This is a genomic window from Streptomyces sp. NPDC088706, assembly GCF_044752765.1.
In the GTDB taxonomy this organism is placed as follows: domain Bacteria; phylum Actinomycetota; class Actinomycetes; order Streptomycetales; family Streptomycetaceae; genus Streptomyces.
In genome coordinates, this window is record NZ_JBIVLW010000011.1 from 59223 (window position 1) to 72838 (window position 13616).

Here is a 13616-nt window from a genome sequence, read left to right on the forward strand (position 1 = left end):
CGATGACACACCAGCCCAACGCCTTGTGGCCGCTCATGCTGCCCGTCGAGTGGCAGGGCGATGACGACTACTGCACAGTTTCCGCCCGCGGAGTGCGGCTCACGTTCAGCGACGGCCAGGAGGTCCTGTGCGGCGCCAGTGGCCTATGGAACTGCGTCCTCGGTTACGGCAACGAAGCCATCGCGCATGCGGTGTACGAGGCGTTGCGCGACGCGTCCTATCTCAGCGTGTACCGGTACGAGAACGTGTACGCCCGCCGGGCCGCCGAGGCGCTGCGCGAGGTGGCGGGGACCGAGCACTTCGGCCGGGTGCTCTTCTCGACTTCAGGCGGCGCCGCCAACGACCTCGTCATGAAAGTCGTACGGCACTACTTCGCGCTGCGCGACGAGCACGCCCGCAAGGGAATTGTCGGGCTGGACGGAGGCTGGCACGGTCTGACCTATGGCGCTGCCGCCCTGACCGGCGTGGACCTCGGCCACCGTGTATACGGGATCGACCGGCGGCTGGTCACCCACGTCCGCCCCAACGAGTCCGAGGAGCTGGAACGCCTGCTCGACAAGCATCGCGGCCGAATCGCGGCAGTCGTGGTGGAACCCGTTCTGGGCACGCCGGCCCTGGAACTGTCCGACGCGTACCTGGCGGATTTGCTGCGCCTGCGCCGAGAGCACGGATTCCTGCTGGTGGCCGACGAGGTGACCACCGGGTTCTGGCGGGTGGGCCCCTTCTTCGCAAGCCAGGCATGGCCGGAGCCCCCCGACATTCTTGTCACCTCCAAGGGCCTGACCAACGGCACGACGGCCGCGTCCGCGGTGATCGTGTCCCACGATGTCGCTCATGCGTTCGTCCACGCCGGCGCGGTCTTGGGCCACGGTGAGACCCAGGCGGGCACACCGGCCGCTGCCGCAGCGGTGCTGGCGACGCTCGACGAGATACGCCGCCTCGACGGCGCGTCCCTCAGCACCGCCCTCTCCGAACGGCTCGACGCCGAGCTCGACGCCCTGGTCGACGAGGTCGACCAGGTCTCGTCCACTTCCGGACGGGGCTGCCTGCGCGCCATCGTGCTCCGTCACCACGGTGCGCCGCTCTCCGACGCCGAGGTCACCGCACTGGTCGCAGCGATTCGCAAAGAGGGCGCTCTGGTGCATCCTGGGCCGAGCTGCGTCCAGATCCTGCCCGCGCTGGTGTACTCGCCGGAGGACACGTCCTCGCTGTTCAACTCCATTCGCGCTGGTATCAAACGGCATTTCCTATGAGCGGCGGCGGAACGCCGCAAGCGGTCCGGCGAGACGAGGAGACAGGCGCGACAGCAGTCGATCTCGCCGGCGGGCGCATTCCTCCCACCAACGGCGCCGAGTTCCGCCGCGTCGACGCCTGGGTGTCGGCGGTGTGCGCCGCGGCGCCCGAGTCGATCGCGCTCCAGGACGGGGACCGGCGGGTCACGTACGCGGAACTCGACCGGGAAGCGGATCGCGTCGCCCGCATGATCTCGGCGCGGGGTGTCGCGCCGGGCGGTGCCATCGGCGTCCGGATGCGCCGGGGGTGGCGCCTGTACGCCGCACTGCTGGGCGTTTGGAGGCACGGGTCGGCATACGTCCCCGTCGACCTCTCCTACCCCCGCGCCCGCCAGGACCACATCGTCGCGGACTCGGGCATGGGCCTGCTGGTGGAAGACGGGGAGGCCGAAGCCGGCTTCGCCATGCGTGTTCTGGACCCTCGGCCCGAGTGCGCGTCGCTCCCGCCGCACACCGCGTACGTGCTCTACACCTCCGGGTCGACAGGCCGTCCCAAGGGGGTTGTTCTGCGACATGCGAACGTCCTGGCCTTTCTGGACGGTGCCATCCGCACCTTCCGGTTCGGAGCGATGACATCTGGGCCCAGTTCACCTCACCGTGCTTCGATATCAGCGTGGCGGAGATCTGGCTTCCCCTGGTCACCGGCGGACGGTTCGTGGTCGTTCCCGAAGATGTGACAAGTGCGCCGGCAGCCTTCCAACGGCTGCTGGCCGACCGCCGGGTGAGCGTACTGAGCCAAGTGCCGACCGTGTTCCGGTACCTGGTGAACGCCCTGGAAGAGGAAGGAACCGTGCTGCCGTTTCTTCGGCAGGTACTGCTGTGCGGAGAACCCGTCGAACCGCATACCGTGCTGCGCTGGCTGAAGTCCGGCATCGCGTCCGCCGCGAAGGTCTACAACCTGTACGGCCCGACCGAGGCAACCGTCTACGCCACGTGGCAAGAACTGACGGAGGACGACCTCGACCGTGCCCGGTCCGGCACGCCGATCGGCAGGGCTCTGCCGCACGTGACGGTCGCCGTCCTCGAAGGAGGAAGACCGGCCGCTCCCGGGTGGACCGGTGAGATCTATCTGGGCGGGGCGGGTGTCGCCTGGGGCTACCTGGGGTTGTCCGACCGGACGGCCCGCAGTTTCGTCACCCTCGATGGCGACCCGAAGGAGCGTTGGTACCGGACCGGGGACCTGGCCCGCATCGAGCAGGACAGGCTGTGGTTCGAGGGGCGCACCGACACACAGGTGAAGCTGCGCGGCCTGCGCGTCGAGCTCGGAGAGGTGGAAGCGCTGCTCAACGCCCACGACGATATCCGCGAGGCTGCGGTCGTCATGACGAGGAGAGCGCAGGGCGACCCCTTCCTCGTGGCGTGCTGCGTGCCGTCGTCCGACTCCGTCGCGGCCGACGCCCCAGCACTGCGCGCCTACCTCGCGGAGCTGCTGCCGCCGTACATGATGCCGTCTCGATTCGTCGACATCCCGGCACTGCCCCTGACGTTGAACGGCAAGCTCGACCGCAAACGGCTCGAAGAGCTCGTACAGCCGGAGCCTGCGTGACGCACCTAGGACACCGCATGTACGCATCGACATACGGCGAGAAGGGAGGGCGGGCATGGAATCGGAAACCGTTGTCCTGGTCTCCAGGATCTGGCGCGAGGTCCTGGGAGTGGAGACAATCGAACCCACCGATGACTTCTTCGAATTGGGCGGCCATTCACTCCTCGGGAGCCAGGTCCTGGCCCGGCTCGGCAAAGAGACAGGAGCGAGGCTGCCCTTGCACCTGTTCAAGGAATGCCCCACGCTCGAATCCTTTGGGCATGCCGTGGACGCGCAGGTGAGAGCCGAGGGCCGCTGAGTGGATCGGTACCGGATCCGACAGCTGTACGCGAGGGATCCATAGCCTGTGCGCATAGCCCGACTGCTCCGTCCTGAGCGCGGGGGACGTGAAGCGAACCACTACCGTGCCGCAGCACGTCCAGATGGTCGATCGAGTCCGTGCCGGCCACCATGCCGCCTGCGATGGATGTCCGGCGGCTCCCCAGCCCACACCGCAGAGGCCGCAGAGGCCGCAGTGGTCGTCGGGGTCAGAGGCAGATCGGGAGCGCCTTGGAATCGGTGAGGAAGTGGCGTTCCCTCACCCGGTATTGCATAGTGATGGCTTGGTCATACCTCGCTGTCCTCGGGTCGACGGGTGCGGGGGCGGCTGGAGCGGCTACGGCAGGCGTGCGCGCAGATGGGCGGCGGTCTCCCGGTCGGCGGGGAGGAACGTCTCGATGGCCAGCTCCGCGACGGTCACGTCCATGGGGGTGTTGAAGGTGGCGATCGAGGCGATGAACGACAGCACCTGGCCCCCGTGCTCGATCACCAGGGGCAGTGCGAACGACGGCGTACGCCCCCCGGCCCCGGCCACGGTCCCGGCCCCGTCACCGGCGCCCCTGCCCCGTCACCGGCGCCCCTGCCCGGCACGGGGTAGCCGGCCACCTCCTCGTACAGCGCGCGCAGCTGCGGCGACCGTACGAGGGCGAGCTGACGCTCCATCTGCGCCAGCAGGTCCGCCCGCCACTCCGCCAGGTTCAGGATGCGCGGCGCGAGCCCCGCCGGGTGCAGGGTGATCCGCATGGCGTTCAGCGGCGGGGTGAGCAGCTCATCGGAGACCCACTCCATGAGCAGGGCGATGCCCCGGTTGGCCGCCACCACGTCGTACGTGCCGTCCACGACGAGCGCGGGATACGGCTCGTACCCATCGAGCAGCCGCTCCAGCCCTTCGCGCACCGGCGCCATCGCGGGGGCGTCGAGCGGCGTCTGCGCGTACCGGGGCGCGTAACCGGCCACCACCAGCAGGGCGTTGCGTTCCCGGACGGGGATGGCCAGCTGCTCGGCCAGGCGCAGGACCATGTCCTCGCTGGGGCGCGAGCGGCCCGTCTCGATGAAGGAGATGTGGCGGGCCGAGGAGTCCGCGCGCAGCGCCAGATCCAGCTGGCTGATCCGCCGCCGCTCCCGCCAGCCGCGCAGCAGCGGTCCCACCCCCGTGTCGGGGGAGACAGTCGTCATGGGAAGACCGTAACGTCACCGACGGGCCGGGGCACCGACGCCCCCGGTGCCGAACCGACCGGTCGCACGCCGCATCCGAGACCCACGGGAGCCGTTCCATGTCCGCCGAACCGCTGTCGAAGACCGAGACCGAACACCGGCTGGAGGCGCTGCCCGGCTGGGCGCTGGAGGGGGACCGGATCACCCGGACCTTCCGGCTGCCGTCGCACTTCGCCGCCACCGCGCTGACCGTGCACATCGCGCGGATCCAGGACGAGCTCGACCACCACTCCGACCTGACGCTCGGCTACAACACCGTGGCCCTGTCCGTCCACACGCACGACGCGGGGGGCGCGGTCACGGAGAAGGATCTGGAACTGGCCACCCGGGTCGCGGCCGCCGCTCCGGCCCACGGCGCGAAGTAGCGGGTAGGCCGGAGCTCAGCTCACCAGCCCGAACCGCGGATTCGTGGCGAGCCACCTGGCGTAGACGGGGCTGCGCGACACGGCCTCCGCGTACGCCGCCCGGGTCTGCCCCGCGACCGTCCCCGCCGCGGCGTCCGCGGCGGGGGAGTGCGGGTGCCAGCCCAGCAGGTGCCGCCAGCTGAGCGGCGCCCCGGCGAGCGGCCGGGTCACCAGGCCGGGGACCGGCGGGAAGGTGGCCCGGCAGAGCCCGATCGCCCGCCCGACCTGCACCAGATGGACGACGGAGGAGGTGTCCGTCTCGTACACCGACACCGGGGTGAAACCGGCCCGCGCGCAGGCCGTGGCGAAGCAGTCGGCGAAACAGCCGTCCCCCGGTACGTCGGCCCAGCACTGGTCCGCCAGCGCGCCGAGGTCCAGCTCCTCCTCGTCGGCCAGCGGGTGGTCCTCCGGCAGCATCACGAAGACCGGGTCCACCCCCACCACCTCCCAGACCAGCCGCTCGGCCAGCGGCGGCGGACTCTCACCGCAGGTGCCGATCAGCGCGAAGTCGAGGCGCCCGTCGATCGTCAGGGCGGCGATCTCGTCCACCGACCACGAGGTGTACGTGGAGACCGGCGCCGCCGGGTGCGCCGTGGCGATCCGGTCGACCAGACCGCCCAGCAGCGGACCGTGCGTGCCGCCGAGCCGGAACCGCTCCAGGGGCCCCGTGGCGTTGGCGAACCGCACCGCCTCCGCCTGGAGTTCACTCACCGCAGGCAGCACCACCCGGGCCCGCTCCAGCACCAGCTCGCCGAGCGGCGTCGCGCGGGCACCCGTGTGGTCACGGTCGAAGAGCGTGCCGCCCAGGGCCTTCTCGATCCGCCGCAACTGGGCGCTGAGAGCGGGCTGGGCGAGGCCCAGCGTGGCGGCGGCCTTGGTGAGGCTGCCGGTGTCGGCGATAGCACGGACGGTTCTCAGATGGCGCAATTCCAGCTCCATAAAGGCAAGTTATGGCCCCACGCCCGCCCCGGCAATATGTCGGTCACGCTTCGGTGCAGGCAATGTCTCCGGGGTGCACCTCCGGCGCCCGCTCTTGCCGGTGCCGCCCGGCACCGGAACCGCCGAGACGCCGACTTGCCGGAACGGCAACGTAACTTGCCCCGACGCCGGCCTCTGGGGAGGGTGGCGCCATGAGCAGCCACGCCGGACACGGCCACCACGAAGCGCACACCCACACCCACGCCCATGGATCCCCGGCCGCAGGTGCGGGCACGGAGTTCGACTGGGACGTGATGGGCCCGATGCTGGAGCAGGAGGCCGAACTCAACAGTGGCCCGTACGAGGAGGCGGCCCGCTGGATCGCCGCCCTGCCCACCGCGCCGCGGGTGCGCCGGGTGCTGGACATCGGCAGCGGCCCCGGGGTCGTCACCTGTCTGCTGGCCGAGGTGTTCCCCGAGGCCGAAGTCGTCGCCGTGGACCCCACGCCCGCCCTGCTGGAGCGGACGGAGCACCGCGCCCGGCGCCTCGGCTTGAGCGACCGCGTCCGGACGGCGGAGGCCGCGTTCCCGCAGGACGCCGGCCGGCTGGGCGAGGCCGACCTGATCTGGGCGGGCAACTCCCTGCACCACATGGGCGACCAGCGCGTCGCCCTCGCCGGATTCGCCGGCCTCCTGCGCCCCGGCGGGACCGTGGCGCTCCTGGAGGGCGGGCTGCCCACCCGGCGGCTGCCCCGGGAGATCGGCATCGGACGGCCCGGCCTGGAGGCCCGGATGGACGCGGCCTCCGCCGCGCGCTTCGAGCGGATGCGGTCCGAACTGCCCTACAGCAAGCGGGAGATCGAGGACTGGAGCGCCCTGATCGCGGGGGCCGGGCTGACCCCGCAGGGCACCCGCACCTTCCTGCTCGACCTGCCCGCTCCGCTCTCCGGGCCCGCCCGCGACCATGTGGTCACCAAGCTGACCCGGGAGTACGAGGTCTTCGGCGAACTGCTCGACGCCGACGACCGTGCCGTACTGGAAAGGCTGCTGGACCCGGAGGACCGGGCGGGGGTCCACCACCGGCCCGACGTCTACCTGCTCGCCGCCCGCACGGTCCACCTCGGCCGCCGGGACTGACAGCGTTCTCGGGGCCCTCTCAGGACACCGGCTCCAACCGCCACCACTGGAAGGGGGAGTCGGTGTCCTCCCACTGCTGGACCGTCCCGCCCTCCTCGGCCGACCGGTCGGCGACCTCCATGACGAGCCCGCTGATGAAGCTCACCAGCGTCACCGTCCCCGGCGCCTCCAGGTGCTGCTCGATCAGCCACTCCTGGGCTCCGAAGTTGTTGGCCTTCCACTGCTGGATACGGACGCCGTTCTCCGTGTCGGCGTTGGCGACGTCCAACCGCTTCCCGCTGTGCGCGTTGACCAGGTGGTAGAGCGCCGCGCCCTCGTGCACCGGGGACAGCTGCCACTCCTGGGCCGCCGTCCCGTCGTCCTTGCCCTGCTGCACCCGGGCACCGCTGCCCTTGGCCGCGCCGGACACCTCCAGCACCAGGCCGCTGCCGACATTGCGCAGACGGTACCTGCCCGCCTCGACGACGGGCGCCGGATCGCTGCTCATCTTGCTCTTTCCCCCGGGGAGTTGAAGTGGGACACACACGTGGGACACCCATGGTTGACCTGGGGTCCGGCGGCGGACCGACGGCGGCGCCCCCACCACGGCCGTGGTGGGGGCGCCGGACGAACCCGGCACTCAGGCGCCGAGGTTGAACTCCGCCGGGTCCGGGCCGAGCCGCTTGCCCTCGTCCAGCGCCGCGAAGGCGGCGAGGTCGTCGGCGTCCAGCTCGAAACCGAACACATCGAGATTCTCCTCGATCCGCGACGGGGTCACGGACTTCGGGATCACGATGTTGCCGGTCTGCAGGTGCCAGCGCAGGACGGCCTGGGCCGGGGTGCGGCCGTGCTTCCGGGCGACGGCCACGACCGTCGGCACCTCCAGGAGGCCCCTGCCCTGGCCCAGCGGCGACCAGGCCTCGGTGGCGATGCCGTGCTCGGCGTGGAAGGCGCGCGCCTCGGCCTGCTGGAACTGGGGGTGCAGCTCGATCTGGTTGAGGACGGGGACCACGGAGGTCTCGCCCAGCAGCCGCTTCAGGTGCTCGGGGTAGAAGTTCGACACGCCGATCGCCTTGGCACGGCCGTCCGCGTAGATCTTCTCGAACGCCTTGTACGTGTCGGTGTACGCGTCCTTGGCCGGGACCGGCCAGTGGATCAGATACAGATCGACGTGGTCCAGGCCGAGCTTGTCCAGCGAGGCGTCGAAGGCACGCAGCGTGCTGTCGTACCCCTGCTCGCTGTTCCACAGCTTCGTGGTGACGAAGAGCTCGTCACGGGCGACACCGGAGGCGGCGATGGCCTTGCCGGTGCCCACCTCGTTCTCGTAGATCGCGGCGGTGTCGATGGACCGGTACCCGGACTCGATGGCCTTGGCGACCGCCTTCGCCGCCTCGTCGTCCGGCACCTGCCAGACACCGAAACCGAGCTGCGGCATTTCGAGGCCGTTGTTGAGGGTGATGGAGGGAACCTGGCTCACGAGCGGTCGATCCTTACGTCGTCGGTTGGTACTCCCGACGACAACGAGCGGGTGCGCCCGGGCATTCCCGCTCCATGATCCAGAAGTGCGCGGGCCCGGTCGGTGGCAGCGGGCCCCGGTCAGTGGTAGAGCGCGTCGACCTCGACCGCGTACGCCGTCTCGATCGCCTTGCGCTTCAGCTTCAGCGAAGGCGTCAGCAGGCCGTGCTCCTCGGTGAAGGGGTGGGCCAGGATCCGGAACGTACGGATCGACTCGGCCTGCGACACGGCGGTGTTGGCGGCGATCACCGCCCGGCGGACCTCCATCTCCAGGTCCGGGTCGCGCACCAGGTCGGCGGGTTCGAGCGGGGTGCGCCCCTGCATGGTGAGCCAGTGGTCGACGGACTCCTGGTCGACGGTGACCAGGGCCGCGATGTAGGGGCGGTCGTTGCCGACGACGATGCACTGGGCGACCAGCGGATGGGCCCGTACCCGCTCCTCCAGACCGGCCGGCGACACGCTCTTGCCGCCGGAGGTCACCAGGATCTCCTTCTTCCGCCCGGTGATCGTCAGATAGCCGTCCGCGTCCAGCGAACCGATGTCCCCGGTGGCCAGCCAACCGTCGTGGAGGGTGGCCCGGGTCGCGGCGGGGTTGTTCAGATAGCCGGAGAAGACGTTCGGGCCGTGCACCCACACCTCGCCGTCGTCCGCGATGTGCACCGACGTCCCGGGGATGGGCTGCCCGACCGTGCCGTACCGGGTGCGCTCGGGCGGATTGGCGGTCGCCGCCGCCGTGGACTCGGTCAGCCCGTACCCCTCGAAGACACTCACCCCGGCGCCCGCGAAGAACAGGCCGAGCCGGCGGTTCATGCCCGAGCCGCCCGACATCGCGTGCCGCACCCGGCCGCCCATCGCGTCGCGGACCTTCCTGTAGACGACCTTGTCGAAGAACTGGTGCTGCATCCGCAGCCCGGCGGACGGCCCGGGACCGAGGCCGAACGCCTTCTGCTCCAGTGCCTCGGCGTACTTCACCGCGATGTCCACCGCCTTGTCGAACGGCCCGGCCCTGCCCTCCGCCTCGGCCTTGCGCCGGGCGCCGTTGAAGACCTTCTCGAAGATGTACGGCACCGCCAGGATGAAGGTGGGCCGAAACGTCATCAGGTCCGGCATCAGCGCGTTCGCCGAGAGCTCCGGCTGGTGGCCCAGCTTGACCCGCCCCCGTACCGCCGCGATCTCCACCATCCGGCCGAAGACGTGCGCCAGCGGGAGGAAGAGCAGGGTGGCCGCCTCGTCGCCGGGCTTGGAGTGGAACACGGGCTCCCAGCGGGCGACCATCGTGTCGCTCTCGAACATGAAGCTCGCGTGCGTGATCACGCACCCCTTGGGGCGGCCCGTCGTGCCCGAGGTGTAGATGACCGTCGCCACGGACTCGGGAGTCACCGCGCGCCGGTGCCGGTGCACCACCTCGTCGTCGACCGTCCCGCCCGCGCCGACCAGCTCGTCCACCGCCCCCGCGTCCAGCTGCCAGAGCCGCTTGAGGTGCGGCAGCCGGTCGATCACCGAACCCACGGTCATCGCGTGGTCCTCGTGCTCGACCATCACCGCCACCACCTCGGCGTCGTGCAGCATCCAGTGGACCTGCTCGGCGGAGGAGGTCGGGTAGACGGGCACCGACTGGGCTCCCACCGACCAGAGCGCGAAGTCGAAGAGCGTCCACTCGTACCGCGTACGGGACATCAGCGCGACCCGGTCGCCGAACCGGACGCCGTGCGCGATCAGCCCCCTGGCCAGGGCCAGCACCTCGTCACGGAACGCCTCCGAGGTCACATCCCGCCACTGCCCGCCCGCGTCCTTGCGGCCGAAGGCGACCCGCTGCGGATCGGCGTCCGCGTAGTCGAAGACCGCGTCGGCCAGACCGCCCACCTGAGGCGGCGCGGCCATGGGTGGGACAGTGAATGCACGCAATGGCCTGCTCCTCGTGGCGCTCCGCACAGCGCCGCGACGCTACCCCAACCGGGGGCCCGGCGGGAGGGGCCGAACCCCGGGTAAAACGTGGCATTCGCAGAGGTCAACCGTCGAAATCCGGCCAGATGGGCAAGGCTCGGGCGCACTTCTGACGAAGGAGTGAGCGGCTCGCGGCCACATCTCCACCCAATCCGACCCCGGGCGTCACTCCCGGCCGCCGATCCCCCGGTGCAGCCGGTCCCCGCCCGCCAGGATCGCCCCCGCCAGCGCGCCCGCCGCCTGCTGCGCCCCGCCCCGGCGGTCCCCGTGCAGCAGGACGAAGTCGACACCCCCCGGCTCCGGCAGCCCTGCCCTGGCCGGAACCGGTGCGAGCCCCGGCGGGATCAGCCCCCGTGAGTGCACCATCACCCCCAGACCCGCCCGCGCCGCCGCGACCAGGGCACTCAGGCTCGTACTCGTACACGCGATCCGCCAGGCCCGTCCGTCCTCCTCCAGCACCTCCAGCGCGCGGGCCCGGGTGATCCCCGGCGGCGGGAAGACGATGAGCGGCACCGGGCGTTCCGGATCGATCCGCAGCCGCGGGGCGCCGATCCATTCCAGCGTGTCCCGCCACACCAGCTCGCCGTGCGTGTCGCCGGTCCTCCGCTTGGCCAGCACCAGGTCCAGCCGGCCCGCCTCCAGCTGCCGGTGCAGCGTCCCGGACAGCTCCACCGTGAGTTCCAGTTCGACCTCCGGATGGTCGCGGCGGAACGACTCCAGGATGTCCGGCAGCCGCGTGAGCACGAAGTCCTCGGACGCCCCGAAGCGGAGTCGGCCGCGCAGCCGGGTGCCCGCGAAGAACGCCGCGGCCCGCTCGTGTGCCCGCAGGATGGTCCGGGCGAAGCCGAGCATCGCCTCGCCGTCCTCGGTCAGGTCCACCCGGTGGGTGTCCCGCGCGAACAGCTGCCGCCCGGCCGCCTCCTCCAGCCGCCGGACGTGCTGGCTGGCCGTGGACTGCCGGATGCCGAGCCGGCGGGCGGCCTGGGTGAAGCTCAGGGTCTGGGCGACCGCGAGGAAGGTACGGAGCTGGGCGGGGTCGTAGGAGGTGTCCATGGCCCCACGCTAACGGGGCTTTATCGCCTTCCGTGATGACAGTGAGCACGGTATGAGGGATTTCCGATCGCTCGGGGCGGGGCAGGATGGTGGGGCGTACCAGGAAGCCGAAGGATCCGTGGAGCCCATGAGCCGCCGCCGCACCCTCACCCTGCCGTCCTGGCCGCCAGTCGACGCGTACGTCCTGGCGCTGATCGGCACGGTCGTCCTCGCCGCGCTGCTGCCGGCCCGCGGGTCCGCCGCCGACGTGGCGGGCGGGGCCTCCACCGGAGCGGTCGCCCTGCTCTTCTTCCTCTACGGGTCCCGTCTCTCGACGGCCGAGGCGCTCGACGGGCTGAAGCACTGGCGGCTCCACCTCACCGTCCTGGCCTGCACCTTTCTCGTGTTCCCGCTGCTGGGACTGGCGAGCGGGGGCCTGGTCCCGTACGTGCTGACGTCCGAGCTCCAGGCCGGCTTCCTCTTCCTGTGCCTGGTGCCGTCGACGATCCAGTCCTCGATCGCGTTCACCTCGATCGCCCGGGGCAACGTGCCGGCCGCGATCTGCGCCGGGTCCTTCTCCAGCCTTATCGGGATCTTCCTGACCCCGCTGCTCGCCGCACTGCTGCTCGGCTCCACCGGCGGCGGGTTCTCGGCGGACTCGCTGCTGAGGATCGCGCTCCAGCTGCTGGTGCCGTTCCTCGCCGGACAGTTCCTGCGCCGCTGGGTCGGCGGTTTCCTGACCCGCCACAAGAAGGTGCTCGGGCTGGTGGACCGCGGCTCCATCCTGCTGGTCGTCTACACCGCGTTCAGCGTGGGCATGGCCGCCGGCGTCTGGCACCGGGTCACCCCTGCCCGGCTGGCCGCCCTGCTCGGCGCCGAGGCGGTCCTGCTGGCCCTGATGCTGACGCTGACCTGGTACGGGGCACGGCGGCTCGGCTTCGACCGGGAGGACCGGATCGCCATCCAGTTCGCCGGATCGAAGAAGAGCCTGGCGGCGGGGCTGCCGATGGCGAGCGTGCTGTTCGGGGCGCACGCGAGCCTCGCCGTGCTGCCGCTGATGCTCTTCCACCAGATGCAGCTGATGGTCTGCGCGGTCATCGCCAGGCGCCGCTCCCGCGACCCGGAGCCGGCACGTGGCCCGGAGGACTCCGACGCCGGGCCGGTGTCCCACCCGGCGGTCACGGTGACCCCGTAGCCGCCGACGGACGCCGGGCCGGTGTCCCACCCGGCGGTCACGGTGACCCCGTAGCCGCCGACCGCGGCCGACGGGGTCCGCGGGGGAGTGGGCCGGGGCCACTCGGGTCCGTGACAGTCGGCCCGGGAGCCGCCGAGCCCGTCAGTGGACCCCCGCCTCCAGCGCGATCCGGTGCTCACCCGCGTACACGTTCATCGACGGGCCCCGCAGGAACCCCACCAGGGTCAGTCCGCTCTCCGACGCCAGGTCCACCGCCAGCGAGGACGGCGCCGAGACCGCCGCCAGCACCGGGATGCCGGCCATCACCGCCTTCTGCGCCAGCTCGAACGAGGCCCGCCCCGAGACCAGCAGCACCGCACGCGACAGGGGCAGCCGCCCGTCCGTCAGCGCCCGGCCCACCAGCTTGTCGACCGCGTTGTGCCGCCCCACGTCCTCCCGGACGTCGAGCAGCTCGCCCTCCTCGGAGAAGAGGGCCGCCGCGTGCAGGCCACCGGTCCGGTCGAACACCTTCTGCGCGGCCCGCAGCCGGTCCGGGAGGGCGGCGAGCAGGCCGGGCGTGACGCGAACCGGGGGAGTGTCGCCGACCGGGTGCCGGGTGGTGGTGCGTACCGCGTCCAGGCTCGCCTTTCCGCACAGGCCGCACGAGGAGGTGGTGTAGACGTTCCGCTCCAGCGTGATGTCGGGGACCGGGACACCGGGCGCGAGCTGCACGTCCACCACGTTGTACGTGTTCCCACCGTCGGCACTCGCCCCGGCGCAGTAGACGATCGACCGCACCTCCTCGCCCTCGGCGATCACGCCCTCGCTCACCAGGAACCCGGCGGCCAGCGCGAAGTCGTCACCCGGCGTACGCATGGTGATGGCCAGCGGCTTTCCGTTCAGCCGGATCTCCAGGGGCTCCTCCGCGACGAGCGTGTCGGCGCGGGAGGAGACGGCACCGTCCCGGATGCGGAGGGTGCGGCGGCGCTCGGTGACCCGTCCCATGAGGCTGAACCCGATCTGTCGGTGTGCGGAGCTGGTGGCCGTGGATGGGGCCGAAGCCTGGCCCCGTCATTGTCCTGCACACGCACCACCCTGTCCCAGCGGGAGCGGCACGGAGCAGCACGGGGGCCGGACTGTTGT

Annotated in this window: 13 protein-coding genes and 1 pseudogene; 7 read left to right on the plus strand and 7 right to left on the minus strand. The window is 71.3% G+C overall.

Features of this window, described 5'->3' with window-relative positions; all coding sequences use genetic code 11:
• Positions 1–2: 2 nt before the first annotated feature.
• From mpaD to ACIQAK_RS23090, 4 genes are read left to right on the plus strand one after another with little or no spacing between them, the layout of a single operon-like run.
• Entirely contained in the window at positions 3–1253 is a 1251-nt protein-coding gene (gene mpaD / locus ACIQAK_RS23075; protein ID WP_366391330.1) for a daptide-type RiPP biosynthesis aminotransferase, read from the plus strand.
• Complete coding sequence (locus ACIQAK_RS23080) at positions 1250–1969, plus strand: AMP-binding protein (RefSeq protein WP_366391331.1); 720 nt, start codon at positions 1250–1252, stop codon at positions 1967–1969. Before mpaD ends, ACIQAK_RS23080 begins: the two co-directional genes overlap by 4 nt.
• Positions 1900–2838, plus strand: coding sequence for an AMP-binding protein (locus tag ACIQAK_RS23085; protein ID WP_366391452.1), 939 nt, complete (start codon positions 1900–1902; stop codon positions 2836–2838). The genes ACIQAK_RS23080 and ACIQAK_RS23085 overlap by 70 nt, the downstream gene beginning before the upstream one ends.
• A gap of 55 nt (positions 2839–2893) precedes the next feature.
• Positions 2894–3136 (plus strand): phosphopantetheine-binding protein, encoded by a 243-nt coding sequence (locus ACIQAK_RS23090; RefSeq protein ID WP_366391332.1) that lies wholly within the window; start codon positions 2894–2896, stop codon positions 3134–3136.
• 357 nt (positions 3137–3493) lie between these two features.
• Here the strand turns inward: ACIQAK_RS23090 and ACIQAK_RS23095 are convergent.
• Positions 3494–4332, minus strand: a pseudogene (locus ACIQAK_RS23095) (helix-turn-helix domain-containing protein).
• A gap of 98 nt (positions 4333–4430) precedes the next feature.
• On the opposite strand from ACIQAK_RS23095, the gene ACIQAK_RS23100 reads away from it, so the two are divergent.
• Positions 4431–4736, plus strand: a complete 306-nt coding sequence (locus ACIQAK_RS23100; protein WP_366391335.1) for a 4a-hydroxytetrahydrobiopterin dehydratase — start codon at positions 4431–4433, stop codon at positions 4734–4736.
• Between the two features lie 15 nt (positions 4737–4751).
• Here ACIQAK_RS23100 and ACIQAK_RS23105 read toward each other — a convergent pair whose 3' ends face one another.
• Entirely contained in the window at positions 4752–5714 is a 963-nt protein-coding gene (locus tag ACIQAK_RS23105; protein WP_366391336.1) for a LysR family transcriptional regulator, read from the minus strand.
• Positions 5715–5905: 191 nt separating this feature from the next.
• On the opposite strand from ACIQAK_RS23105, the gene ACIQAK_RS23110 reads away from it, so the two are divergent.
• Positions 5906–6829, plus strand: coding sequence for a class I SAM-dependent methyltransferase (locus ACIQAK_RS23110; RefSeq protein WP_366391337.1), 924 nt, complete (start codon positions 5906–5908; stop codon positions 6827–6829).
• 19 nt (positions 6830–6848) lie between these two features.
• Here the strand turns inward: ACIQAK_RS23110 and ACIQAK_RS23115 are convergent, their stop codons facing one another.
• The 4 genes from ACIQAK_RS23115 to ACIQAK_RS23130 all read right to left on the minus strand — a co-directional run bounded on the left by ACIQAK_RS23115 (position 6849) and on the right by ACIQAK_RS23130 (position 11320).
• Positions 6849–7316, minus strand: coding sequence for an RICIN domain-containing protein (locus tag ACIQAK_RS23115; RefSeq protein ID WP_366391338.1), 468 nt, complete (start codon positions 7314–7316; stop codon positions 6849–6851).
• Positions 7317–7448: 132 nt separating this feature from the next.
• Positions 7449–8285 carry an aldo/keto reductase gene (locus ACIQAK_RS23120; protein ID WP_366391339.1) on the minus strand — a complete coding sequence of 279 codons (837 nt, stop codon included), beginning with the start codon at positions 8283–8285 and terminating at the stop codon, positions 7449–7451.
• A 119-nt stretch (positions 8286–8404) separates the two neighbouring features.
• Entirely contained in the window at positions 8405–10204 is a 1800-nt protein-coding gene (locus ACIQAK_RS23125) for a long-chain fatty acid--CoA ligase (RefSeq protein ID WP_366391340.1), read from the minus strand.
• 228 nt (positions 10205–10432) lie between these two features.
• Positions 10433–11320: a LysR substrate-binding domain-containing protein gene (locus ACIQAK_RS23130; protein ID WP_366391341.1), complete on the minus strand. Its 888-nt coding sequence runs from the start codon at positions 11318–11320 to the stop codon at positions 10433–10435.
• A gap of 127 nt (positions 11321–11447) precedes the next feature.
• Here ACIQAK_RS23130 and ACIQAK_RS23135 point away from each other — a divergent pair, with 127 nt between their 5' ends.
• Positions 11448–12494, plus strand: a complete 1047-nt coding sequence (locus ACIQAK_RS23135) for a bile acid:sodium symporter family protein (protein WP_366391342.1) — start codon at positions 11448–11450, stop codon at positions 12492–12494.
• Positions 12495–12635: 141 nt separating this feature from the next.
• Here ACIQAK_RS23135 and fdhD read toward each other — a convergent pair whose 3' ends face one another.
• A complete protein-coding gene (gene fdhD / locus ACIQAK_RS23140; RefSeq protein WP_366391343.1) occupies positions 12636–13478 on the minus strand; it encodes a formate dehydrogenase accessory sulfurtransferase FdhD in 843 nt (280 codons plus the stop codon).
• Positions 13479–13616 lie beyond the last annotated feature (138 nt).